Below are 24062 nucleotides of genomic sequence, written 5' to 3' on the forward strand. Positions count from 1 at the left end.
TCGATGGACGGCGAGGGACGGTGCATCGACAACGTCTTCATCGAGCGCCTGTGGCGGTCCCTGAAATATGAATGCGTCTACCTGCGCGCTTGGGAGACAGGATCACAGGCCAAGGCTGCCACTGGCCAATGGATCACCTTCTACAACCATCGGCGACCACACACCGCCCATGGCGGGCGGCCGCCTGCCGTGGTTTACTTCAACACCATCGAAACCGATCAGCAGGCGCAGGCAGTAGCTTAAATCAGCCGGAAAACTGTCCAAGGATCGGGGAGTAGCTCAGACCAAAAATATGCTAATGCTTTACGGGTTGCCTCGGTAATCAGAAAGTCGAAGGTGTAAGTCTCGGTGTTTCCATTGGCGTGCCAGCAGGTTGAGTTGCGTTGGAGATTTTCGATGACGTTCTCGAGCTCGTCGGTGAACTGGACGCCCTTGCGCGAAGAGATACGTGTGTTCTTCGGGATTTTAGGCACGGCGGAGTGCGCAAGCCGCACGATGCAGCGGCAGGATGCGAGGTCGCCTAGATTGGCATGACGGAGCAATTCTGTCTGAACGAACTCCGAGCCGAGCATGGGATTGGAAAACAACACCTCCAGATTGGTGCCATAATCAATCAGCATCAGCCGGTTATCGGGCACCTTCTTGATGTCTGCCACGCGTGCCGCTTTGGCGACATCGCTTGCATAACCGCTTCGACTGGCAAGAAAAGGCAAGCTTAGGGTTTCACTATCACCCGAGGTGTAGCCAATGTTCGAAGTCGGCAAAAACTGTCCGAAGTCCGGGTTTCCCGGCTTGATGCGTTGTCCATCGGCGCGGCCAAGCGGCGATTGGGCCTGAATTTGCGCCCTTCAACTCGCAGACCAATCTCACAGTCTCATAGCTTTCCGCGCCGTCCACCCGGACCACGTATTCTAGATCAAACACTACAGCTTCGTTTGCACTGCGCCGCTCCTCATCGGGCGCATGCGCGTGCCACGCCGCTTGGAAAATCTCGGCAATCGATTGGAGGAATTGTGACTTGCCAGAACCATCGGGCCCGATCATGCACAGAGGTGCTAGCGCCCAACTCGTCTTTCCGTGTGACATTGTCCACTACGTTCAGCATCCGGAAGCGCCGCCCGCAGGCGAACTGGTCATGCACGAAATCAAGCGACCACCGGACATTGGCCCGCGCCTCGATCAGGATGGAGGCCCGTGTGCGAAGCGCCTTGCGGCGCGCTTTGCGTTCACGGATGGTTAACTTTCCTTCGCTGTAGAGCCGGTAGATGCGGTTGATCCCGGAAGGTTCCCTTTCACGGCGCAAGAGCACGAACAGCCGCCGGTAGCACCCGATGACGCGCCAGGATCAACTCCAAAATCCCCTCGCGCTTGGGGCGGTTACACATGTTGCAGAACTCGGCGTTGTAGCAAAATTTCCCCTTACCCCATTAAGCTCAGGCCAAGCGCTCGATCTCGGTGGTGCTGAGCGCGTTGAAGCGTTTCATGAGGGCGATGCGGAAGTGGACTACAGCGGTTGGCCTGCAAATTGATCGGCCGTGCAGCTTGCTAGAGTTCGCAACTTTGCGGGTTCGGCCCATGCATGTTCTTAAGCCTTCTCAGCGGTTCCTGATCTACTTGGGGGGACAGTCAACAGCCGCCAAAGTTATTTACGCCAAATCATAGGCTTACCGTCAAGACTGGCGGAGGCGGTGGGATTCGAACCCACGGTGGGCGTGAACCCACGTCGGTTTTCAAGACCGGTGCATTAAACCACTCTGCCACGCCTCCGACCCAGGGCGAGTAGCGCGGCGCGGCTGTTTGTGCAAGCGGCTTAGCGGCGCAGCGCGATCGCGCCGTTGGCGCCGGCGATCTCGATGGCCGAAATCGTGGCCAGTTGTGCGAAGCTCAGCGGCAAGGCGACCACGATCGCGTCGGTGACCGGATTGGCAGGAAGCCGCGCCGCCGGATCGTTCGGGGCAGGGGGCGCCGCCACGAAGCGGAGGCGCAGGACGCCGTCGGGATCCGCGCTCAGGCGGTCGCCGGGTTGCGGGCGCTGGGTCACCAGTTCGGCGGAGTGATAGCCCTTGGTGGGGGCGAGGCCCTGCACGACCAGAAGCCGCCCCCCGGCAAGCGGTTGCCAAGACGCGGAGAGAATCTGGGGTACGCCGGGGCGGACGTCGACGGCCTGGACATAGCCGCCCTCGGGCGCCAGATCCTTGGGCGCGGGGCTGCCGCCGGACCAGCCGAGGGGGTTCCAGCCGCTGTCCCCAAGACGGCCGCATCCGGCAAGGATGGCGGTGCCGATCAGCAGCGACAGGGTCAGTCTGGTCATGGCAATCCCTCTTGGCAATCCTGTCCGGTGATAGGCGAAACGGGGCGCGCGGAAAAGCCTCTTTGACCTTGGCTTTGGCGCGCGATACGCCTGTATCCCTACCCGAGGAGAGACGCATGGCCACTGCCGCCTTCGAAGACATCGCCGAAACCTTCGATTTCCTGGATGACTGGGAAGAGCGTTATCGCCACGTCATCGAACTGGGAAAGGCGTTGCCGCCGCTGGATCCAGCCTTCCAAGTGCCGGCCACAAAGGTCGACGGCTGCGCCAGCCAAGTCTGGATCATGCCGCGGATCGAAGACGGGCGCTTCGATTTCCAGGGCGAAAGCGACGCGATGATCGTCCGCGGCCTGATCGCGGTTCTGCACGCGCTCTATTCAGGCCTGCCGGTTGGCGAGGTCGAGGGTGTCGATGCCCAGGCCGCGCTGGCGCGGCTTGGGCTTGACGATCACCTCTCGGCGCAGCGCTCGAACGGCGTGCGCGCGATGGTCCAGCGGATCAGGCAGCTGGCCGCCGCCGCAAGCTGATCCAGCCTCCGCCCAAAACGCGCGTGCTGTCGGTCGCATAGAACACGCAGGCTTGGCCGGGGCTGACGCCGTCTTCGGGGTCGAGCAGTTCGACCTCGGCGCGGCGGCCGGGCAGGGGCCGCAGGATCGCCGGGCGCGGCGGCCGGGTCGAGCGGATGCGGACAAGGCAGGAGATCTCGCCCTCGAAGGGCTGGTCGCCCAGCCAGTTGACCTCGGTCACGTTGACCGTATGCGTGGCCAGCGCCTCTCGCGGGCCGACGACGACGCGGCGCGTCTCAGGCTCCAGCCGGAGAACGTAAAGCGGCATGCCGCCGCCGATGCCCAGCCCCCGGCGCTGGCCGATCGTGTAATGGATCACGCCGCGGTGGGTGCCCAGGACGTTGCCCTGTTGATCGACGATCTCTCCGGCGTCGGCGGCGCCGGGGCGCAGCTTCTCGATCACGCTGGCATAGTCGCCGTTCGGCACGAAGCAGATATCCTGGCTGTCCGGCTTGTCGGCCACGGCAAGGTCGTATTCGGCGGCCAGCGCCCGCGTTTCGGCCTTGCTGGCCAGGTGGCCCAAGGGGAAGCGCAGGAAGTCCAGCTGCTCTTGCGTGGTCGAGAACAGGAAATAACTCTGGTCGCGGTTCGGGTCTGCGGCCATGTGCAGTTCGGCACGATGGGCGCCCGGCTTGCGCTGGATGTAATGACCGGTCGCCATGCAATCGGCGTCCAGGTCCCGCGCCGTTTCCAGAAGGTCGCGGAACTTCACGCGCTCGTTGCAGCGGATGCAGGGCACTGGGGTCGCGCCGGACAGGTAGGCGTCGGCGAATTCGTCGATGACCGATTCGCGGAACTTGTTCTCGTAGTCGAGGACGTAATGGGGAAAGCCCATCCGCTCGGCGACGCGGCGGGCGTCGTGGATGTCCTGGCCGGCGCAACAGGCGCCCTTCTTGGCCAGCGCCGCACCATGGTCATAGAGCTGCAGCGTGACGCCGATGACGTCATACCCCTCGGATTTGAGCTGCGCGGCCACGACCGAGCTGTCGACGCCGCCCGACATCGCCACAACAACCCGGGTCTGCTTGGGCGGTTTGGCAAAGCCGAGGCTGTTCAATTCGGGCGCGCCCGCGGTCGTGCGGGTGGGGGCAAGCATGGTCATGGGTGATCTTTCGCCACGGGTCGGGGCAGGAACGCATCAAAATATAAGCAAATGCGGGATAGTCTCAAGCCCACGCAGGGCAGAAAAGGTGGTGGCCCTAACGTCGGCTTAAACGGTTTCGCGGATGGATGGCAGGACCTGATCGAAGGAACACTGCCATGTTCGTTAAGAAATCCTCTGGTCCGCGGATCGTGACGCTGGACGACGGCAGCATACTCAGCGTGGCCGACCTGCCCCAGGCGGACACGCGCTGGGTCGCCAGCCGCAAGCAGGTTGTCGTCCTGGCGGTGTCGCACGGGCTGATCAGCCGCGAGGATGCGTTGCGCCGCTACGGGCTGTCGGACGAGGAATTCGACGGTTGGTGCCAGGCCGTCAGGCGACACGGCGCGGCGGCGCTGAAGGTGACGGCGCTGCAGAAGTATAGACAAGCGCAGGTTGATTAGCGCAAAGCTCATTCTTCGGTAACGACATATTAACGTCTTCGCGGGATTGTCGTCACATGACCTTTGGCGAATCGGGGAATGAACCAAGCCATGCGAATTCTTTTGGTAGAAGACGATCCCAGCACGGCGCGTGCGATCGAATTGATGCTGACCGCGGCCAGCTACAACGTGTTCCTCACCGACCTGGGCGAGGAGGGGATCGACCTCGCAAAGCTGTATGATTATGACCTGATTCTCTTGGACCTCGACCTGCCCGACATGCACGGGATGGAGGTTCTGCGCCACCTGCGCCTGGCTCGTATAGACACGCCAATCCTGATCCTGACCGGCTCTGACGATACCGAAAGCAAGCTGCGCGGCTTCGGCTTCGGCGCCGACGACTACATGACCAAACCGTTCAACCGCGAGGAACTGCAGGCCCGCATCCAGGCGATCATCCGCCGCTCCAAAGGTCACAGCCAGGCGCTGATCAAGACCGGAGAGATCGTGGTGAACCTGGACGCGCGGTCGGTCCAGGTGAACGGCAAGCAGGTCAACCTGACCGGCAAGGAATACCAGATCCTGGAACTTCTGAGCCTGCGCAAGGGAACGACGCTCACGAAAGAGATGTTTCTCAACCACCTCTACGGCGGTATGGACGAGCCCGAGTTGAAGATCATTGACGTCTTCATCTGCAAGCTGCGCAAGAAGCTGTCCGAGGCCCTGGGTGGTGACAGCCTTATCGAGACCGTCTGGGGCCGGGGCTACGTCTTGCGCGATCCGGGTCCGGGTGCGGCGGAACGCCTGGCGGTCGGCGCCTGATCGTGCTTCGCCTTCTGGACGGCCGCCCTGCCTTGGGCGATACCCGGAACTGACGGACGGTCGGGGCGACCCGGCCGAAAGGATGTGTCTTGGGGGCGAAAATGGCGCAGAGCATTTCCGACCGGCCGGCGGTCGACAATCTGAACCGAGAGCAGGCCGCGGCCGAAATCGCCGACCTGTCGGCGCAGGTCGGCGAGGCGAATGACGCCTATCACCGCCGCGACACGCCGCTGATTGCGGATGCCGACTATGATTCGCTGAAAGCCCGCCTGACGGCGCTGGAGGAGGCCTTCCCCCAGCTTGCCCGCCTGGACAGTCCGACGCGGCAGGTCGGCGCCGCGCCAGCCGAGGGCTTTGGCAAGGTGACGCATGCGCAGCGGATGATGTCGCTCGGCAACGCGTTCACCGAGGCCGAGGTTGAAGAATTCGCAGCCCGCGTTCGCAGCTTCTTGGGCCTCGCCCATGACGCGCCTCTGCAGATGACGGCCGAGCCGAAGATCGACGGGCTGTCGCTCTCGCTGCGCTATCAGGACGGGAAGCTGGTGCAGGCGGCCACCCGCGGCGACGGCACCGTGGGCGAGAACGTGACCGTGAACGCCCGCACCATTGCTGACATTCCGCAGGAGTTGCCCGGCGATGTTCCCGCCATCCTGGAGGTGCGGGGCGAGGTCTACATGAGCCATTCGGACTTCGAGGCGCTGAACGCCTCTGACGCCGGGCGGGTCTTCGCCAACCCGCGCAATGCCGCCGCGGGATCCCTGCGCCAGATCGATGCCGCCGTGACCGCCCGCCGGCCGCTGAAGTTCTTTGCCTATAGCTGGGGAGAACTGTCCGAGCCGCTGGCGCCCACGCAGATGCAGTCGGTCGAGCGGCTGCAGAAGTTGGGTTTCCAGACGAACCCTCTGACCCGCCTCTGCAGCACCGTTCCCGCAATGATCGCCGCCTGGACCCTGATCGAGCAGCAGCGTTCCACCTTGGGCTATGACATCGATGGCGTCGTCTACAAGGTCAACGACCTGGCGCTGCAGGCGCGGCTGGGGTTCCGCTCGACCACGCCGCGGTGGGCGCTGGCCCACAAGTTTCCCGCCGAAACGGCGTGGACACGGCTCGACCGGATCGAGATCCAGGTCGGACGCACCGGCGCGCTGTCCCCCGTCGCGCGGCTGGAACCCGTCACGGTCGGCGGGGTCGTCGTGTCGAACGCGACGCTGCACAACGAGGATTACATTGCCGGCCGCGACAACACCGGCGCGCCGATCCGCGAGGGACGGGATATCCGCCAAGGCGACTGGGTGCAGGTCTATCGTGCCGGCGACGTGATCCCGAAGATCGCCGATGTCGACCTGGCGCGCCGGCCAACCGACAGTCGCCCGTTCCAGTTCCCGACGCTCTGCCCGGAGTGCGGCTCCGAGGCGATCCGCGAGCCGGGCGACAGCGTCCGCCGCTGCACCGGCGGCCTGATCTGCCCCGCGCAGGCGGTCGAGAAGCTGAAGCACTTGGTCAGCCGCGCCGCCTTCGACATCGAAGGCCTGGGCGCCAAGCAGATCGAGATGTTCTTCGCTGACGACAACCTGCCGATCCGCGAACCCGCCGACATCTTCACCCTCGCTGCGCGCGACGCGGCGAACCTGGGCAGGCTGAAGAACCGCGAGGGGTTCGGGGCCCTATCGGCTGACAAGCTGTTCGCGGCGATCGAGGAAAAGCGGCGCATTGCCCTTGCCCGCCTGATCTTCGCCCTCGGCATCCGCCATGTCGGAGAGGTGGCCGCCGCCACGCTTGCCCGCCATTTCGGCGCATGGGAGGCGCTGGTCGCGGCGGTCGACGGCGCGGCCGGGGAACCCGCCTTCGCCGCCCCCGACGACAAGGCCCGCCGGGTCGCGCTGCCCGACAGCCCGAATTGGGCCGAACTGACCGGCATAGACGGGATCGGCGGTGTTCTCGTGAACTCGCTGGTGACGACCTTCTCGCAGTTGGCCGAACGCGAGGGCATCGACCGGCTCGTCGCGCAACTGGACGTCCTGCCGGCCGAGGATCTGCGCAACCTTCAGACCGAGATCACCGGCAAGACCTTGGTCTTCACCGGCACGCTGGAACGGATGACCCGGGCCGAAGCCAAGGCCAGGGCCGAGGCGATGGGCGCCAAGGTCGCCGGATCGGTCAGCGCCAAGACCGATCTGCTGATCGCGGGTCCGGGGGCGGGTTCCAAGGCGACCAGGGCCGCCGAACTGGGCGTCACCGTGATCGACGAAGACGAGTGGCTGCGCATCGCGGGGGCGGGATGAGCCAGCCGAAGGGCCGCCCGCCCGCGCTGTTCCCGCTGTTCGCGGGCATCGACACGCTGCCGGGCATCGGTCCCAAGGGCCGCGCCGCGCTGGAGCAGATGGGCATCGACAAGCCCCGCGACCTGATCCTGACGCTGCCCTCCAGCGGCATCACCCGTCGCCGCATCCCCCACCTTGCGGACGCCCGCGCGCCTGAAACCGTCACCGTTGGGGTCACCGTGATCCGTCACCATGCCCCACAGGTGCGCGGGCGGCCTTGGCGCGTCCATTGCAGCGACGGCACGGACGACCTTACCCTTGTCTTCTTTCGCCCGCGCGAATCCTGGATCGAGAGCCAGCTGCCCGCCGGCAGCCGCCGGATCGTCAGCGGCAAACTGGAGCTGTTCGACGGCACCGCGCAGATGGTCCATCCCGACCACATCCTGCGCGACGACCAGGACCTTCCCCCCGAATTCGAGCCGGTCTATCCGCTGTCCGCAGGCCTGACGCAGAAGGGCATGGCGAAGGCGGTCGACGGGGCGCTGGCGCGCCTGCCGGACCTGCCGGAATGGGTCGACCCGCAGCTGAGCGCGGCGCGCGGTTGGCCCGACTTCGGCACGGCGCTGCGGCTGGCGCACGCGCCGACGTCTCATGCCGCGCTGTCGCCCGACAGCCCTGCGCGGGCGCGATTGGCCTATGACGAATTTCTGGCCCACCAGATGACGCTGGCGCTGGTCCGCCGCGACAAGCGGCGCCTGAAGGGTCGCCCCAGCGCGGGCGACGGCCAACTGCGGCGACGTGTTTTGGACAGCCTGCCCTGGCCGCCGACAAGGGCCCAGACACGCGCGGTGGCCGAAATTGCGGCCGACATGGCCAGCGACCGCCGCATGAACCGCCTGCTGCAGGGGGATGTCGGTGCGGGAAAGACGCTGGTGGCGCTGCTTTCGGCGCTGGTCGCGGTCGAGGCTGGCGGGCAGGCGGTGCTGATGGCCCCGACTGAGATCCTGGCCCGGCAGCACGCCCGCGCGCTGGAGCCGCTGGCCCGCGCCGCGGGTGTCAGGCTGGCCGCGCTGACGGGCCGCGACAAGCGCGACCTGCGCGGCCAGATCCTGGCCGACCTCGCCGAAGGGCGGATCGACATCCTGGTTGGCACCCATGCCGTCTTCCAGAAGGACGTGGAATTCCACGACCTCCGCCTGGCGATCATCGACGAACAGCACCGCTTCGGGGTCGCTCAGCGGCTGGAGCTGTCGGCCAAGGGCGCCGTGCCGCCCGACATGCTGATCATGACCGCGACGCCGATCCCCCGGTCGCTGGCCTTGTCGCAATACGGCGACCTGGACCTCTCGGTATTGGACGAAAAGCCGCCCGGCCGCCAGCCGATCACGACGGTGATGATTGCGGACAGCCGCCTGGATCAGGTAACCGATCGGCTGCGGGCAGCGCTGGCGCAGGGGGCGCGGGCCTATTGGGTCTGCCCGCTGGTCGACGAAAGCGAGGTCACCGACCTGACTGCGGCCGAGGCGCGGTTCACGCATCTGCGCGCGTTCTTTGGCGATGCGGTGCGGATGGTGCACGGTCAGATGCCGCCGGATCAGCGCGACGCGGCGATGGCGGACTTCGCCTCGGGTCGGGCGCAGCTGCTGGTCGCCACGACGGTGATCGAGGTCGGCGTCGACGTGCCCCAGGCTACCATCATGGTGATCGAGCGGGCCGAGAGCTTTGGCCTGGCGCAGCTTCACCAGTTGCGGGGGCGCGTCGGGCGGGGGCAGGGGGCTTCGACCTGCCTGCTGATGTATCACCCGCCGTTGAACGAGACAGGCACCCGCCGCCTGACAACGCTGCGCGACACCGAGGATGGCTTCCGGATCGCCGAGGTTGATCTGGAGATGCGGGGCGCGGGCGACGTCATCGGCACAGCGCAGTCCGGCCTGCCGAGGTTCCGCATCGCTGACCTGGAACACCAGGCCGGTCTGATGGCGGTCGCCCGCCAGGACGCCCGCGCCCTGCTGGAGCGGGAGCCGGGGCTGGACGGGCCGCGTGGGCAGGCCATTCGGCAACTGATGTGGCTGATGCAGCAGGACCAAGCGATTCGGCTGATCCAAGTCGGCTGACGAAGCAGAATGTTCTTAAAAAGTTCTTTACCGAATCGGGGGAATGTGAGAACAAAGCAGCAACAGAGAGGAGTTGCTGCCCATGACACGCGATCTAGCCTGTGACATCGCCGGGGTTGCCTCGGTTGCCCTCATCACCGTCGCGGTCCTTTGGTTGCCCGCGATCCTGCAGATCTGACCTGCCCCGCGTTGCAGGGCCGGCGCCCGCCTGTGCGCCGCCCGTCCCCAAGCACGCGCAACTGGCCGGCCCTGGCAGGGGCCGGTCATTTTTTCAGACAATTTGTAGAAGATCAGCCCTCGGCCTGCGCCATCGCCTCGAGCGTCGCATCCCAGGCCAGCATGATCGAGGCATGACGGTTCGGATAGTCCCGCGCCGGTGTCAGCGCGTCGAGGTCCGCGAAAGGGGCACCCGGCGCCGGTGCGTCGTCCTTGAGCATGGCGCACAGCTGGTCGCGCACGGCCGACAGGCCCGACCGATCCATGCCGAGCACGGCCTGCCCCAGCACCGACGCCGACGCCTGTCCCAAGGCGCAGGCGCGAACCTCTTGTGCAAAGTCACTGATCCGCCCGTCACGCATGGACAGGTGCACCGTGATCGACGATCCGCATTGCGGCGACCGCCGCTGGACCGTCGCCTGCGGGTCCTCCAGCCGGCCCTGGTGGGGGATCGCCGTTGTCAGCGCCAGGATCCGGCGCGAGTAGAGCTGCATGAGATCGCTGTCGGCCATCAATCCTCGCACGGGCTGTTGCGCCGCTGCCATCAGCGCTAGATAGGGACGCGTCTCGCGAAAGGAAACCCAATGTTCGACCCTCTCAGCCTGAAATACGACGCAGCCGGGCTGATCCCGGCCATCGCGCAGGATGCCGTTACCGGAGAGGTGCTGATGATGGCCTGGATGAACGCTGAATCGGTGGCCCGCACGCTGGAAAGCGGGCGCGTGACCTATTGGTCCCGGTCCCGGCAGTCGTTCTGGATCAAGGGCGAAAGTTCGGGGCATGTCCAGAAGCTGGTCGAGCTGCGCGTCGATTGCGACCGCGACTGCCTTCTGGTGCTGGTCGAGCAGACGGGACCGGCCTGCCACACCAACCGGCGCAGCTGCTTCTATTCGGCGGTCCGTGATGGGGTCGAGACCGTCATCATGGAGCCGATGGGGTAGCAGGTACGTCAGAGACCGACCATGCGGCGGACGTCGGCCGGGGTGGCACCTTTATCGCGATAATGGCGGATGGCGCGGGCGTCGTCGCGCTTGGCCAGCCGTATGCCGGCGTCGTCGCGGATCAGGCGGTGGTGCAGATAGGCCGGTGTCGGGAGGTCCAGCAGGCGCTGCAGCATGACGTGGATGAAGGTCGAGTCGAACAGGTCCTTGCCGCGCGTGACCAGCGTGACGCCCTGCGCCGCGTCGTCTACCACCACCGCCAGGTGATAGGAGGTTCCCATCCCGCGGCGCGACAGGATGACGTCGCCGATGCCGTCGAGGAACTGCGCCCGCGTCAGCACGTGGTCGCAGTCGGGCAGGATCGCCCGGTCGCGAAAACCGATGCTGCCAAGGTGAAGCGCATCGAAGGCGCGCCCGACGTCCAGCCGGATGACATCGTCGGGATCGGCATCGCGTAGGTCGCGGTGGCGGCAGGTGCCGGGATAGATCAGCCCGTCCGGCCCGGCGGGCAGGGCACCCTCCTGCGGGGCCGAGAGCGCCGCGCGGATGTCGCCGCGCCGGCACCGGCAGGGATAGGTCAGCGGTGCCAGCCGTGCCAGGGCCGCCTGATAGGCGGGCAGGCGGTCCGACTGGCGCATCGCGGGCCGCGGCCAGTCCAGCCCCAGCCATGCAAGGTCGTCGTAAATTGCCGCCTCGAATTCGGGCTTGCAGCGGGCGCGGTCGATATCCTCGATCCGCAGGTGAAAGCGGCCATGCGCTGCCGCTGTCAGTGCCGAAAACGCGTGGCCCAGGTGCAGAAGCCCCGTGGGCGACGGGGCAAAGCGGGTTACTGCGCCGCCAGCCATGCGGTGAAGTCGTCCTTGGCGCGCTGCGTATAGGCCGGATAGCGGTCCTTGCGGCCGCGGCGACCGCTGCGCGCCTCCTCCAGCGGGGGGAACAGGCCGAAGTTCACGTTCATCGGCTGGAAGGTCTTTGCCTCGGCCCCGCCGGTGATGTGGTTGACCAGAGCGCCCATGGCGGTGGTAAAGGGCGGCGGGGGCAGGTCCTGCCCCTTCGCCTGCGCGGCCGCCATGCGTCCGGCCAGCAGTCCCATCGCGGCGCTTTCGACGTAGCCCTCGACTCCCGTAACCTGACCGGCGAAGCGCAGGTTCGGGCGCGGGCGCAGCCGCATCCGTTCGTCCAGCAGGCTTGGAGAGTTCAGGAAGCTGTTGCGGTGGATGCCGCCAAGCCGGGCGAAGCCGGCGTCCTGCAGGCCGGGGATCATCCGGAAGACGTTGGTCTGCGCGCCGTACTTCATCTTCGTCTGGAAGCCGACGATGTTGTAGAGCGTGCCGAGCGCGTTGTCCCGACGCAGCTGCACCACCGCATAGGCCTTTTCCTGCGGCTTGTGCGCGTTCGTCAGGCCGACGGGCTTCATCGGCCCGTGGCGCAGGGTCTCCCGCCCGCGTTCGGCCATGACCTCGATCGGCAGGCAGCCGTCGAAATAGCCGGCGGTCTCACCCTCGTGGAACTCGGTCTTTTCGGCAGCCAGCAGGGCGTCGATGAAGGCCTCGTATTCCGGCTTGGTCATCGGGCAGTTGATATAGGCTTTCTGCTCGGCCTCGGTCTCGCCCTTGTCGTATCGGCTCTGCTCCCAGGCGATGCTCATGTCGATCGTGTCGGCATGCACGATGGGGGCAATCGCGTCGAAGAAGGCCAGCGCCTCGGTTCCGGTGACGTCGCGGATGGCGCCAGCCAGCGCATCCGAGGTCAAGGGCCCGGTGGCGACGATCCAGTTCCCGTCCGAGGGAAGCTCCGTGATCTCGCCCGGGCGGATCTCGACCAGCGGATCAGACTTCAGGGCGGCGGACACTGCGGCAGAAAAGGCGTCGCGGTCCACGGCCAGCGCACCCCCAGCGGGCAGGCGATGGCGGTCGGCCATCTGCATGATCAGACCTTCCGCCGCCCGCATCTCCCAGTGCAGCAGGCCGACCGCGTTCATCACGTCGTCATCCGACCGAAAGCTGTTCGAGCAGACCATCTCGGCGCAGTCGCCGGTCTTGTGGGCAAAGGTCTCGACCGCGGGGCGCATCTCGTGCAGCACCACCGGGACGCCCGCGCGGGCGATCTGCCATGCGGCTTCGGACCCGGCCAGGCCGGCGCCGACGATGTGGACGGGTTCCATGCGTGTCTCCATGCAGGCGGGCTAGCAAAGCGGCCCGGAAATGGAAAGGGCGGCGCCGAATGGCACCGCCCGGGGGGCATGCGGTCGAAGCGCGCGGGATCACTCCTCGGCGGCGGCTTCTTCCTCGGCCGAGCCTTCGGCACGCAGCGCCGACGGGGCGGCGATGTTGGCGATCACGAAGTTGCGGTCGATCACCGGCTTCACGCCTTCGGGCAGCTGCGCCTCGTTGATGTGGATGGTGTCGCCCACTTCCAGCCCTTCCAGGTCCACCGTGATGTGGTCCGGGATGTCGCCGGCGGTGACCATCAGCTCGACCTCGGCGCGGACGGTGACCAGGGTGCCGCCCTTCTTCAGGCCGGGGCACTTGTCGTGGTTCACGAACTCGACGGGGATGAACAGGTTCACCTTCGAGGTGCGGCGCAGGCGCATGAAGTCGATGTGGATCGGCAGATCCTTCACGACGTCGCGTTGCACGCCGCGGCAGATGACGCGAACGTCGTCCTGGCCATCAACCTTCAGGTTCCACAGCGTGGACATGAAGCGGCCAGCGCGCAGCTGGGTCAGAAGCTTGTTGAAGTCGAACGCCAGGGCAACGGGGTCTTTGCCGTCGCCATAGACGATGCCGGGCACCTTGCCTTCGCGGCGAGATTGGCGGGCGGCCCCCTTGCCTGTCCCCGCGCGTGCCTCGGCCACCAGATCCGGAATCTCTTTGGCCATGTCTCTAATCCTTAACCATGTTGAAGCCGCCACCCTCCAAGGGTGCGTGGCGGCAAGCGGTGCCCATAGCGCAGGCGGGCGCGAATGTGAAGCCGGAAAAGCGGCGATCAGGTGATCTGATATTCGTCGAGAAAGCCTTTCGGGATCAGCAAATTCTGCCGCCCCACGTTATCCAGGTCACGTTCGCCGCACAGCGCCATGCTGATGTCCAGCTCCTTGCGGATGACCTCCAGCGCATGGGTCACGCCGGCTTCGCCCATGGCGCCAAGCCCGTGCACCCAGGCCCGACCGATCCAGGTCGAATGCGCCCCAAGCGCCAGCGCCTTCAGCACGTCCTGACCCGAACGGATGCCGCTGTCCATGTGGACCTCGACCCGGTCGCCCACCGCCTTGACGATATGCGGCAGCATGCGGATCGAGGACAGCGCCCCGTCCAGCTGCCGCCCCCCATGGTTGCTGACCACGATGGCGTCGGCACCGAAATCGGCCGCGATGCGCGCGTCTTCGGGGTCGAGAATGCCCTTCAGGATCAGCTTGCCGCCCCACATGTCGCGGATCGCCGCGATCTTGTCCCAGTCCAGCCGGTCGTCGAATTGCTCGGCCGTCCAGCTCATCAGGCTGGAGGTGTCGCCGACGCCTTTGGCGTGTCCCACGATGTTGCCGAAGAACCGCCGCTTGGTCCGCAGCATCCCCATGCCCCAACGCCAGCGCGTGGCCAGGTCCATCACGGTCGGCAGCGTCATCTTGGGTGGGGCCGAGAGACCGTTCTTCAGGTCCTTGTGCCGCTGGCCCAGGATCTGCAGGTCCAGCGTCAGCACCAGCGCGCTGCAGTTCGCGGCCTTGGCACGCTCGATGATCGCGGCCAGAAAGTCCTGGTCCTTCATCACGTACAGCTGGAACATGAAGGGCTTCGACGTATGCTCGGCGACATCCTCGATCGAACAGATCGACATGGTGGACAGGCAGAAGGGCACGCCGAACTTCTCGGCCGCCCGGGCGGCGTGGATTTCGCCATCGGCGTGCTGCATGCCGGTCAGCCCCACCGGAGCCAGCCCCACCGGCATCGTCGCCGGCAGCCCGACGATGTCGCGGGCGATACGCCGGTTCGACATGTCCACCGCCACCTTCTGGCGCAGCTTCAGCCTGGCGAAGTCGGTCGTGTTCTCGCGGAAGGTCTGTTCGGTATAGCTGCCCGATTCCGCGTAGTCATAAAACATCTTCGGCGTGCGCGCGCGGTGCAGCGCCTTGAGGTCGTCGATCGAGGTGATCACGGGCATGGAACGTCCCTTTCGGATTGGTAAGCTTTCTTTACCAGCGGCGGGGACGTCGCGCAATCATCCCCCGGCCCGCTGCCGCAGGGACGGATCGACGACCGGGCCCCGCAGCGCCTCTGCCCGGGCCCGAAGCGCCTCGGCGCGCGACAGCGTCGCATCCTCGACCGCCGCGGGAGTGTCTGACGCGGCCCCGGCATGGGCAGGAAGGTCGGGCGGGCCCAGCAACTGCTCGGTCGGCAGCAACCGGGGATAGGCCGCGTCCCGGGTGCAGGCCGTCAGCATCAGGGCAAGGATAAGAGGCGCGTGTTTCATGGCGCAATGGTTACGCGGACGGCCCGGCCACGGCAACGACCTCCGATCGCGCTTTCCAAGCCCCTCGCGCTCGGGCTAACAGGATCGGATGGCCCGCACCCAAGGTTCCCGCGCCGAGATCACCGGCCCCCTGCTTCGCGACGAAGCCCGCCGCCTGTTCGCGCGGCAGGGTTATGCCGCCGTGTCGATGCGCCAGATCGCGGCCGCGGTGGGGGTGCAGGCGGGTGCCCTATATGCCTATACCCCGGACAAGCAGGCGCTGCTCTTCGATCTTCTGGAAAGCCACATGCAGAACCTGCTGGCGGCGTGGGAGGACGATCCGCAGGCCGACCCGCTGGCGCGGTTGGAGCGTTTCGTCCGCTTCCACATCGGCTTCAGCCTTGATCATCCCGACGCCGTGTTCCTGTCCTACATGGAGCTGCGCAACCTCACGGCCCCGAACTTCGCTCGCATCGCCGACCTGCGCGGCCGCTATGAAGTCCTGCTCGAACGAATCCTGCGCGACGGCGTCGCCACCGGCACCATGCGGATCGAGGACCCCAAGCTGACCACGCTGGCGCTGATCGCCATGCTGACCGGCGTGACCAACTGGTATCGGGAAGGCGGCCGGCTGGACCGTGCCCGCATCGCCCAGATCTACTGGGGCCTTGCCCGCGGGGCCGTGGGGGCCTGAGGGCGTGCGGGCTCGGATTCCTCGATCCGCCGCTTGCCGCGCCGCCCGCCATGCCGGATAATCATGCCCATGTCCTTGCCCCCCGGTTTTCTTGACGAGATTCGCAACCGCGTCCCGATCAGTCGCGTGATCGGCAAGAAGGTGACGTGGGACCTGCGCAAGTCGAACCAGGCGCGCGGCGACTGGTGGGCGCCATGCCCGTTCCATCAGGAAAAGTCGGCCAGCTTTCATTGCGACGATCAGAAGGGGTTCTATTACTGCTTCGGCTGCCAGGCGAAGGGCGACGTGGTGTCCTTCCTGCGCGACCATGACGGGCTTGAATTCATGGATGCCGTCAAGCTCCTCGCGGCCGAGGCTGGCCTGACGATGCCCGAACCCGATCCGCGAGCGCGAGAGCGCACCGATCGGCGGACGAAGCTTCTGGACGTGACCGAGGCTGCCTGCCGCTGGTTCCGCCTGCAGCTTCAGACCGGCGCCGCCGCCGAGGCGCGCGATTACCTCACTCGTCGCGGCCTTGACGCCGCAGCGCTCGACCGGTTCGAGATCGGGTTTGCCCCCGACAGCCGCCATGCCCTGACCGGCGCGCTGCGCGAGAAGGGCTTCGACGAGGCGCAGATCGTCGAGGCAGGCATGTCCGCCCGCCCCGATGGTGGCGGCGCGGCCTACGACCGCTTCCGCGGCCGCATCATCTTCCCGATCCGCGACGGGCGGGGCCGCTGCATCGGCTTCGGCGGCCGCGCCATGGAAGCGAACGCCCGCGCGAAATACCTCAACAGCCCCGAGACCCCGCTCTTCGACAAGGGGCGCAACCTCTACAACCTCGGTCCGGCGCGCAGCGCGGTCGCCAAGGGCCAGCGCATGGTCGTGGCCGAGGGCTACATGGACGTGATCGCCCTGGCCCGCGCAGGGTTCGAGGGCGCCGTGGCCCCATTGGGCACCGCCATCACCGAAGACCAGCTGCGCCTGATGTGGCGGGTGTCTCCGGAACCGATCATCGCGCTGGACGGCGACGCGGCGGGCCAGCGGGCCGCGCAGCGCCTGATCGACCTGGCGCTGCCGCTGACGGGTCCCGGCCAGGCCCTGCGCTTCGTCGTCCTGCCGGCAGGGCAAGATCCCGACGACCTGATCAAGTCAGCCGGTCCCGGCGCGATGGGCACGCTTCTGGACCAGGCCCGCCCGCTTCTGGACCTGCTCTGGGCACGAGAGGTCGAGGGGCAGGTCTTCGACAGTCCCGAACGCAAGGCCGCCCTCGACCGCCGCTTGCAAGAGGCCGTGGCCCGTATTCCCGACGACCTGACCCGCAGCCACTATACCGAGGAGATCCGCCGCAAGCGGTGGGAGGTCTTCGGCCCGGGCAACCGTCAGCGCCAGCAGGGGCAGGGCGTGCGGTCGGGGACGGCCGGGCGCAGCCCGGCCCGGCGCGGAGGGGCCTCGATGGGCCCGCGCGGGCCGAGCGTGCCCGTCAATCTTGCCGCCCCGGCGCCGGGCGCCGACCTTCTGGAAGGCGCCACGCTGCTGATCTGCGCGCTGCGCCCCGCGATGATCCCGCCCGTCGAGGCGCGGCTGGAAAAGCTCCTGCCGCAAAACCCAGACCGTGCCGCCCTGCTTCACGATCTGCTGACGCAGGGCGACAGCGCCGCCGGTCGGCGCGGTCTTGAAACGCTGCGCCGCGACGCCCATCTGGGCCTGACCCCCGCAGTGATCCAACAGCAAGAGGACGAGGCCGCAGCCGCAATTCTGGACAACCTGCTCGACCGTCTGGAAGCCGAGCGTGCCGCCAGCCACGAGCTGGCCCGTGCGGAATCCGAGATCCAGGGCGAGGCCGACGAAGGCCTGACCTGGCGCATCAGCCAGATCGCCCGCGCCCGCCACCGGGCCGAGCGTCCCGAGCTGGAAGCGACCAGCGATCTCAATGAGGATCGCCCGGCCCTGTCGGCGCAGTTGTCGGACTGGCTCAGCGGCCAGATCTGGCGCAAGCCGTCCGGCAGGTAACGCCGAATCGCCTCCGCTTCAGGTCGCGAATCGACAACGCGCACGGCCTTTGATTCGGCCGAGAACCGCGCTAGATACGAACTTCTTTCGCGACGATTCGGCCCAGCCCGCGAATCGCCCGCCCGAGACCGCCGAGAAGGAGCCCCGGATGGCCGCCAAGGACGATGACCACGAAAAGACCGACAAGGACGACAACGCCCATTCGCTGGACATGAGCCAAGCGGCGGTCAAGAAAATGATCGCCGAGGCGCGAGAGCGTGGTTACATCACCTACGACCAGCTGAACTCGGTCCTGCCGCCCGACCAGGTGAGCAGTGAGCAGATCGAGGACGTGATGTCGATGCTGTCGGAAATGGGCATCAACGTGATTGAGGACGAAGAGGGCGGCGAAGAGGCCGAGGGCGGCGCCATCGTCACCACCGGGTCGGGCTCTCGCGAGGTGGCCGTCGCCGCGACCGAAACCGAAAAGCTGGACCGCACGGACGATCCGGTGCGCATGTACCTGCGCGAGATGGGCAGCGTCGAGCTGCTCTCGCGTGAGGGCGAGATCGCCATCGCCAAGCGCATCGAGGCCGGTCGCAACACGATGATCGCGGGCCTCTGCGAAAGCCCGCTGACCTTCAAGGCCATCACGCTCTGGCGCGAGGAACTCCTGGACGAGGAGATCCTGCTGCGCGACGTCATCGACCTCGAAACCACCTTCGGCCAGTCCATGGATGGCGAGGAAGGCGAGGAGGAGGAGTTGACCGTCGAGGGCGAGGCCGACGCCGCCGCGCCCAAGCGCGAGGAATACGACGCCGACGGCAACCCCCTGCGCGTCGAGGACGACGAGGAAGAGGACGAGGGCGCCAACCTGTCCTTGGCCGCCATGGAAGCCAGCCTTAAGCCCAAGGTGCTGGAGACGCTGGAAGCCATAGCCCATTATTACGAGCGGCTGGCCGACATGCAGGACCTGCGCATGTCCGCCACCCTGAACGAGGATGACAGCTTCTCGGCCACCGCCGAATCCGACTACCAGACCCTGCGGTCGGAAATCGTCGCGCTGGTCAACTCGCTGCACCTGAACAACGGCCGGATCGAGGCGCTGGTCGATCAACTCTACGGCATCAACCGCCGGATCGTCACCATCGACAGCGGCATGGTCAAGCTGGCCGACGCCGCCCGGATCAACCGTCGCGAATTCATCGACGCCTATCGCGGGTCCGAACTGGACCCGACCTGGGTGGACCGCATGTCCGCCCAGGCCGGGCGCGGCTGGCAGGCGCTGTTCGACCGCTCGCGCGAGCAGGTCGAGAAGCTGCGTGGCGACATGGCCGAGGTCGGCCAATATGTCGGCGTCGACATTGAGGAGTTCCGTCGCATCGTCAGCCAGGTCCAGCGCGGCGAGAAGGAAGCCCGCCAGGCCAAGAAGGAAATGGTCGAGGCGAACCTGCGCCTCGTGATCAGCATTGCCAAGAAATACACGAACCGCGGGTTGCAGTTCCTGGACCTGATCCAGGAAGGCAACATCGGCCTGATGAAGGCCGTGGACAAGTTCGAGTATCGCCGCGGCTACAAGTTCTCGACCTATGCAACCTGGTGGATCCGCCAGGCGATCACGCGCAGCATCGCCGATCAGGCGCGGACCATCCGCATTCCGGTCCACATGATCGAGACGATCAACAAGCTGGTCCGCACCGGCCGCCAGATGCTGCACGAGATCGGCCGTGAGCCGACGCCCGAGGAACTGGCCGAAAAGCTGCAGATGCCGCTGGAGAAGGTTCGCAAGGTGATGAAGATCGCCAAGGAACCGATCAGCCTCGAAACCCCGATCGGGGACGAGGAGGACAGCCAGCTTGGCGATTTCATCGAGGACAAGAACGCCGTCCTGCCCTTGGACAGCGCGATTCAGGAAAACCTCAAGGAGACCACGACCCGCGTCCTGGCCAGCCTGACCCCGCGCGAGGAACGTGTCTTGCGGATGCGTTTCGGCATCGGCATGAACACCGACCACACGCTGGAAGAGGTCGGCCAGCAGTTCAGCGTCACCCGCGAGCGCATCCGTCAGATCGAGGCCAAGGCGCTGCGCAAGCTCAAGCACCCATCAAGGAGCAGAAAGCTGCGGTCTTTCCTTGATCAGTAACCTGACCAACGTCGAAGGCCTCGGCTTCTTTCTCTATCGCAGCACGGCGCGCCCCGGTCTGGACCAGGGCGACATGCACGACATCCTGACGGCGGCGCGGCGACGCAACCAGCAGCTCGAGCTGACCGGCTGCCTGCACCACGAAGACGGATTGTTCTTTCAATGGCTGGAAGGGCCATCTCCGGCGCTGCTGCAGGTGATCGAGTTGCTGGTCCAGGATCCGCGTCACCTCAACCTCGAGGTCTTGGACGAGGGCGCGCTGGACCACCGCCGGTTCCAGGAGTGGCGGATGCGGTTCTCGGATCGCGACCGGGCGTCGCTGATGGACTGGTTCGCCGTCACGGAAAGCTCCACCGTCCATCGTGGGGACTATGCCGGCGGCATCACCGCCTTCCTGATGTCGGCGGCTGCCTAAAATACTTCAAAGGTCACGCCTTGCATTATCTGCACCAGCGGTGAACATCCCTTGGGCAGGAGGTGTGGTCATGCAGGATATCAAAACCGCCGGCGAGCCGGACGAGGTCGGGTTTTGCCTCTATCGCAGCGTTGCAATGCCCAGCCTGACGGCGGACGAACTGTCGGTGATCGTCGACACGGCGTCCCTGAACAACCGGAACATGGACCTGACCGGTTGCCTGCATCACGAGGATGGGCTGTTCTTCCAGTGGTTGGAAGGTCCGCCCATCGTGCTGTTCCGGCTGCTGGAAAAGCTGCGTGACGACAACCGGCATCTGGACATGACGATCCTGGACCAAGGTACCTTGCCGCGCCGGCTGTTCCCCGACTGGCAGATGCGTTACTCGGACCGGAAGGCCGGTTCGCTGATGGACTGGCTGCAGCGGCGCCACGACAGCTCTGCAAGCAGTATCGGCACCTTCCTCCGCGATATCGAGATTTTGGAGGAACATGCAAGGTGACATGACGACATATCTGGCGCTGGCGGGGGTCCTGACGGCAGGCGGGCTGTTCCTGGCGCTGTATTGGCGGGGCCAGTGGGCCGCGGCGCAGCGCGAGGTTGCGGCGCTTCAGGCACGCATCACCAAAGATCGTGACGCGGCGCAGGAGCGCCTGCACGAGACGGAGCTGGCCTTGGGGCAGCAACAGGCGCGGCTTGATTCGCAGACTGCGCGCCTGTCCGAACTGTCCGAGGAGCGGGACAGCCTGACCGATGCCCTGCACCGCGCACGCCAGGAGGTCGCGAGTCTAGGAACGCAACTGGCCGAAGCGCGGCTTCGCGCCGAGAAGGATGCCGAGGCCGCGGCGCGCGAAATCGCCACCCTGCGTGAATTGCGGGCCGAGATGACCAACCAGTTCAAGCTGCTGTCGGCGGAAACGCTGCGCGTCCAGCAGGCCGATCTGCAAAAGTCCCAGCAAGAGCATCTGAACGCGTTGCTGAACCCGTTCCGCGACCAGGTTGGCCGCTTTCAGACAGAGCTTCAGGCCCGCAACAAGATCCTGGACGAGGAATCGTCGCGGCTGCGCGAACAGATCCTGTCGCTGCACAACCGCAGCGAACAGATATCGCGCGAGGCCGTGAACCTCACGCGCGCGCTCAAGGGTGACAAGCAACGGCAGGGCGCCTGGGGCGAGATGGTGCTGGAGCGGATCCTCGAGGATTCTGGCCTGATGGCCGGCACGCATTACGACCTGCAGTCCAGTTGGCGGGACGAGGAAGGCAAGCTGTGGCGTCCCGACGTCGTGGTGAAGATGCCGCGCGGCAAGGTCATGGTCATCGACAGCAAGGTGTCGCTGAACGATTACGAACTGTCGGTGACCTCCGAGGACCCGGCCGAGGCCGAGGCCGCGCTGCGCCGCCACCTGGCGGCCATCCGCACCCATATCGGCACTCTGGCCGGCAAGGGCTATCAGCGCATGGACGACAATTCGGTCGATTACGTGCTGATGTTCATCCCGATCGAAGGGGCCTTCTCGGACGCGCTGCGCGCCGATCCCACGCTGGCGGCCTTCGCGATGGAGCGGCGCGTGGGGTTGACGACGCCCACGACCCTGATGCTGACGCTGCGCACCGTCGAACATATCTGGGCCGTGGAACGCCGCGAAAGCAACGCGATGGAGATCGCGCGCCGCGCCGGGCAGCTCTACGACAAGGTGGCGGGCTTCGTCGATTCGATGGAGGGTGTTGGCCGGGCGCTGGACCAGGCAAACCGCGCACACGGCCAGGCGATGGACCGCCTGACCCGAGGGTCAGGCAACGTGATCCGCCAGGTCGAGATGCTGCGCGGACTGGGCGCGCGCGCCAGCAAGCAGATCGAGCTGGACCACGACCGCGAGGACGACAGCCCCGCGCTGCCGGGGCCGGAGGCCGCGGAATGATCCTGACCCTGACGGTCGAGACCCACGGCCCCGCCTGTCACGAGATCACGGACCGCTTGGTCGATTGGCTGCGCGGGAAGGGCGACGGCGTGCTGACGCTGCTGATCCGTCACACCTCGGCCTCGCTGCTGATCCAGGAAAACGCCGACCCCGAGGTGCAGGCGGATCTGCTGGGCTGGCTGCACCGGATGGCGCCGCCGGCCGACGATCCGTCGATGGGCTGGATCACGCATCGCTACGAGGGGCCGGACGACATGCCTGCGCATCTGAAGGCTGCGATGCTGCCGACGACGCTGCAGGTGCCGGTCGCGGACGGCCGCATGATGCTGGGGCGCTGGCAGGGCATCTATGTTGTCGAACACCGCCGCACCCCGCACCGGCGGCAGGTCGTGGCGATATTCCAGCCGTCTCAGTTCTGAGGCATCAGGAAGGTTTCGCGGATCACGGCGCGCTCGGGCGCGTTGATCATGTGCAGGACGGCCTCGGCCACGTCCTCGGGTTGCAGCTTGTCGGGCGCGCCGTCGTCGAAGAAGGCGGTGTCGACCATGCCCGGTGCCACGACTGAACAGCGCCCGCCCCATTCGCGCATCTCTTCGGCCAGGTTGCCGGCATAGCCGTGCACGAACCACTTCGTCGCGCCATAAATCGAGCCGGGGATGTGCCGCCTGCCCGCGGCCGAGCCGGTCAGGACCAGCGTTCCCCTGGTCTTGCGCAATTCGGGTAGGACGGCGCGCGCGGTCAGGATGACGCCCATGACGTTCAGGTCGATCATGCCGCGGATATCGTCAAGTTCGCCCGCCTCGGTCCCGGGCTTCGATAGTCCGCGACCGGCATTGGCGAACCCCGCGTCGATGCCGCCGAACCGCTCGACCGTCCGTGCGACGGCGGCCTGCAGGTCCTCGATTCGGGTTGCGTCGCCCTCGGTGGCGAAGCCGCCGTCGCCCAGTTCCTGCGCCAGGTCGGCCAGCCTGTCGGCGGACCGGGCGAACAGGGCGACGTTCCATCCGTCCTTGGCGGCGGCCCTCGCGGTGGCGGCGCCGATGCCTGACGAGGCACCCGTGATGAACAGGGTCTTGGCCATGATTCCTCCGGAATTTCCGATGACGACCGCCAACGCGGCTTTGACGCCACAGGTTCCGCAGGGCGCATCTTGTGTGCTGTGGATAAGACTACCCAATCTCTGCCGGGGTGCCTATAGTGTTGGCGGATCGCCCGACCGAAGGGACAACCCGATGCGCTGCCCGTTTTGCGGAAATGCCGACACCCAAGTCAAGGACTCGCGTCCGGCCGAGGATAACGTGGCGATCCGCCGCCGTCGCTTCTGCCCCGCCTGCGGGGGTCGCTTCACGACCTATGAGCGCGTTCAGCTGCGCGACCTGGTCGTCGTGAAGGCCAACGGCAAGCGCGAGGACTTCGACCGTGACAAGATGGCGCGGTCGATCCGCATCGCCATGCAGAAGCGCCCGGTCGAGCCGGAGCGGATCGAGCAGATGATCAGCGGCCTCGTGCGCCGGCTGGAAAGCACGGGCGAGACCGACATTCCTTCGAAGGCCATCGGAGAGATAGTGATGGAGGCGCTGTCGCGGATCGATAACGTTGCCTATGTCCGCTTCGCCAGCGTCTACAAGAACTTCCAGGACGCCGACGACTTTGACAAGTTCGTGTCTGAACTGCGTCCCGGCGCCGTCGGCGATTGACCCTCGATTCACCAGTTGACGC

General features: G+C 66.3%; 25 protein-coding genes, 1 tRNA gene and 1 pseudogene. 15 read left to right on the plus strand and 12 right to left on the minus strand.

Features of this window, described 5'->3' with window-relative positions:
- Positions 1-243 (plus strand): integrase core domain-containing protein (locus OC159_RS16740; protein WP_265502321.1); only part of this gene is annotated, 243 nt, incomplete at its 5' end.
- On the opposite strand, the gene OC159_RS16745 is transcribed toward OC159_RS16740, so the two are convergent.
- The 4 genes and pseudogenes from OC159_RS16745 to OC159_RS16760 all read right to left on the minus strand — a co-directional run bounded on the left by OC159_RS16745 (position 240) and on the right by OC159_RS16760 (position 2311).
- Complete coding sequence (locus OC159_RS16745; protein WP_265502322.1) at positions 240-656, minus strand: hypothetical protein; 417 nt, start codon at positions 654-656, stop codon at positions 240-242. The genes OC159_RS16740 and OC159_RS16745 overlap by 4 nt on opposite strands.
- 416 nt (positions 657-1072) lie before the next feature.
- Positions 1073-1324, minus strand: a pseudogene (locus OC159_RS16750) (IS3 family transposase); the annotation flags it as partial.
- Positions 1325-1677: 353 nt separating this feature from the next.
- Positions 1678-1767, minus strand: a tRNA-Ser gene (locus OC159_RS16755).
- A 43-nt stretch (positions 1768-1810) separates the two neighbouring features.
- A complete protein-coding gene (locus OC159_RS16760; protein WP_265502323.1) occupies positions 1811-2311 on the minus strand; it encodes a hypothetical protein in 501 nt (166 codons plus the stop codon).
- A 116-nt stretch (positions 2312-2427) separates the two neighbouring features.
- On the opposite strand from OC159_RS16760, the gene OC159_RS16765 reads away from it, so the two are divergent.
- Positions 2428-2838, plus strand: a complete 411-nt coding sequence (locus tag OC159_RS16765; RefSeq protein WP_265502324.1) for a SufE family protein — start codon at positions 2428-2430, stop codon at positions 2836-2838.
- On the opposite strand, the gene mnmA is transcribed toward OC159_RS16765, so the two are convergent.
- The gene (gene mnmA / locus OC159_RS16770) at positions 2810-3973 is read right to left on the minus strand and encodes a tRNA 2-thiouridine(34) synthase MnmA (protein WP_265502366.1); all 1164 of its coding nucleotides are present in this window, start codon (positions 3971-3973) and stop codon (positions 2810-2812) included. The two genes, OC159_RS16765 and mnmA, sit on opposite strands and share 29 nt — an antisense overlap.
- 164 nt (positions 3974-4137) lie before the next feature.
- Between mnmA and sciP the strand changes: the two genes are divergently transcribed.
- The 4 genes from sciP to recG all read left to right on the plus strand — a co-directional run bounded on the left by sciP (position 4138) and on the right by recG (position 9598).
- Positions 4138-4422, plus strand: a complete 285-nt coding sequence (sciP, locus tag OC159_RS16775; protein WP_265502327.1) for a CtrA inhibitor SciP — start codon at positions 4138-4140, stop codon at positions 4420-4422.
- 90 nt (positions 4423-4512) lie between these two features.
- A complete protein-coding gene (ctrA, locus tag OC159_RS16780; protein WP_265502329.1) occupies positions 4513-5223 on the plus strand; it encodes a response regulator transcription factor CtrA in 711 nt (236 codons plus the stop codon).
- Between the two features lie 101 nt (positions 5224-5324).
- Positions 5325-7505, plus strand: a complete 2181-nt coding sequence (ligA, locus tag OC159_RS16785; protein WP_265502330.1) for an NAD-dependent DNA ligase LigA — start codon at positions 5325-5327, stop codon at positions 7503-7505.
- Positions 7502-9598, plus strand: coding sequence for an ATP-dependent DNA helicase RecG (gene recG / locus OC159_RS16790; protein WP_265502332.1), 2097 nt, complete (start codon positions 7502-7504; stop codon positions 9596-9598). The genes ligA and recG overlap by 4 nt, the downstream gene beginning before the upstream one ends.
- A gap of 290 nt (positions 9599-9888) precedes the next feature.
- Here recG and OC159_RS16795 read toward each other — a convergent pair whose 3' ends face one another.
- On the minus strand, positions 9889-10326 hold the full coding sequence (locus tag OC159_RS16795) for an iron-sulfur cluster assembly scaffold protein (protein WP_265502334.1): 438 nt from the start codon (positions 10324-10326) through the stop codon (positions 9889-9891).
- A 72-nt stretch (positions 10327-10398) separates the two neighbouring features.
- Here OC159_RS16795 and hisI point away from each other — a divergent pair, with 72 nt between their 5' ends.
- Positions 10399-10755, plus strand: coding sequence for a phosphoribosyl-AMP cyclohydrolase (gene hisI / locus OC159_RS16800; RefSeq protein ID WP_265502335.1), 357 nt, complete (start codon positions 10399-10401; stop codon positions 10753-10755).
- An 8-nt stretch (positions 10756-10763) separates the two neighbouring features.
- On the opposite strand, the gene gluQRS is transcribed toward hisI, so the two are convergent.
- From gluQRS to OC159_RS16825, 5 genes are all read right to left on the minus strand, one after another.
- Positions 10764-11600, minus strand: a complete 837-nt coding sequence (gluQRS, locus tag OC159_RS16805; protein ID WP_265502337.1) for a tRNA glutamyl-Q(34) synthetase GluQRS — start codon at positions 11598-11600, stop codon at positions 10764-10766.
- On the minus strand, positions 11582-12919 hold the full coding sequence (gene trmFO, locus OC159_RS16810) for a methylenetetrahydrofolate--tRNA-(uracil(54)-C(5))-methyltransferase (FADH(2)-oxidizing) TrmFO (RefSeq protein WP_265502338.1): 1338 nt from the start codon (positions 12917-12919) through the stop codon (positions 11582-11584). The genes gluQRS and trmFO overlap by 19 nt, the downstream gene beginning before the upstream one ends.
- A gap of 99 nt (positions 12920-13018) precedes the next feature.
- A complete protein-coding gene (locus tag OC159_RS16815) occupies positions 13019-13636 on the minus strand; it encodes a 50S ribosomal protein L25/general stress protein Ctc (RefSeq protein ID WP_265502339.1) in 618 nt (205 codons plus the stop codon).
- A gap of 107 nt (positions 13637-13743) precedes the next feature.
- A complete protein-coding gene (locus OC159_RS16820) occupies positions 13744-14913 on the minus strand; it encodes an alpha-hydroxy acid oxidase (protein ID WP_265502341.1) in 1170 nt (389 codons plus the stop codon).
- 57 nt (positions 14914-14970) lie between these two features.
- Positions 14971-15222: a hypothetical protein gene (locus tag OC159_RS16825; protein WP_265502342.1), complete on the minus strand. Its 252-nt coding sequence runs from the start codon at positions 15220-15222 to the stop codon at positions 14971-14973.
- A gap of 88 nt (positions 15223-15310) precedes the next feature.
- On the opposite strand from OC159_RS16825, the gene OC159_RS16830 reads away from it, so the two are divergent.
- From OC159_RS16830 to OC159_RS16860, 7 genes are all read left to right on the plus strand, one after another.
- The gene (locus tag OC159_RS16830; protein ID WP_265502343.1) at positions 15311-15895 is read left to right on the plus strand and encodes a TetR/AcrR family transcriptional regulator; all 585 of its coding nucleotides are present in this window, start codon (positions 15311-15313) and stop codon (positions 15893-15895) included.
- A gap of 69 nt (positions 15896-15964) precedes the next feature.
- The gene (gene dnaG, locus OC159_RS16835) at positions 15965-17887 is read left to right on the plus strand and encodes a DNA primase (protein WP_265502344.1); all 1923 of its coding nucleotides are present in this window, start codon (positions 15965-15967) and stop codon (positions 17885-17887) included.
- Between the two features lie 148 nt (positions 17888-18035).
- The gene (rpoD, locus tag OC159_RS16840) at positions 18036-20009 is read left to right on the plus strand and encodes an RNA polymerase sigma factor RpoD (protein ID WP_265502345.1); all 1974 of its coding nucleotides are present in this window, start codon (positions 18036-18038) and stop codon (positions 20007-20009) included.
- The gene (locus tag OC159_RS16845; protein ID WP_265502346.1) at positions 19999-20424 is read left to right on the plus strand and encodes a BLUF domain-containing protein; all 426 of its coding nucleotides are present in this window, start codon (positions 19999-20001) and stop codon (positions 20422-20424) included. Before rpoD ends, OC159_RS16845 begins: the two co-directional genes overlap by 11 nt.
- Positions 20425-20494: 70 nt before the next feature.
- Positions 20495-20926 carry a BLUF domain-containing protein gene (locus OC159_RS16850; RefSeq protein WP_265502348.1) on the plus strand — a complete coding sequence of 144 codons (432 nt, stop codon included), beginning with the start codon at positions 20495-20497 and terminating at the stop codon, positions 20924-20926.
- A 1-nt stretch (position 20927) separates the two neighbouring features.
- Complete coding sequence (gene rmuC / locus OC159_RS16855) at positions 20928-22343, plus strand: DNA recombination protein RmuC (RefSeq protein ID WP_265502349.1); 1416 nt, start codon at positions 20928-20930, stop codon at positions 22341-22343.
- A complete protein-coding gene (locus OC159_RS16860) occupies positions 22340-22762 on the plus strand; it encodes a secondary thiamine-phosphate synthase enzyme YjbQ (protein WP_265502350.1) in 423 nt (140 codons plus the stop codon). The genes rmuC and OC159_RS16860 overlap by 4 nt, the downstream gene beginning before the upstream one ends.
- Here OC159_RS16860 and OC159_RS16865 read toward each other — a convergent pair.
- Positions 22753-23424: an SDR family oxidoreductase gene (locus OC159_RS16865; protein WP_265502352.1), complete on the minus strand. Its 672-nt coding sequence runs from the start codon at positions 23422-23424 to the stop codon at positions 22753-22755. The two genes, OC159_RS16860 and OC159_RS16865, sit on opposite strands and share 10 nt — an antisense overlap.
- A gap of 151 nt (positions 23425-23575) precedes the next feature.
- On the opposite strand from OC159_RS16865, the gene nrdR reads away from it, so the two are divergent.
- Positions 23576-24040, plus strand: coding sequence for a transcriptional regulator NrdR (nrdR, locus tag OC159_RS16870; RefSeq protein WP_265502354.1), 465 nt, complete (start codon positions 23576-23578; stop codon positions 24038-24040).
- Positions 24041-24062 lie beyond the last annotated feature (22 nt).

The organism is Paracoccus beibuensis (assembly GCF_026162625.1).
Classification (GTDB): Bacteria; Pseudomonadota; Alphaproteobacteria; order Rhodobacterales; family Rhodobacteraceae; genus Paracoccus; species Paracoccus beibuensis.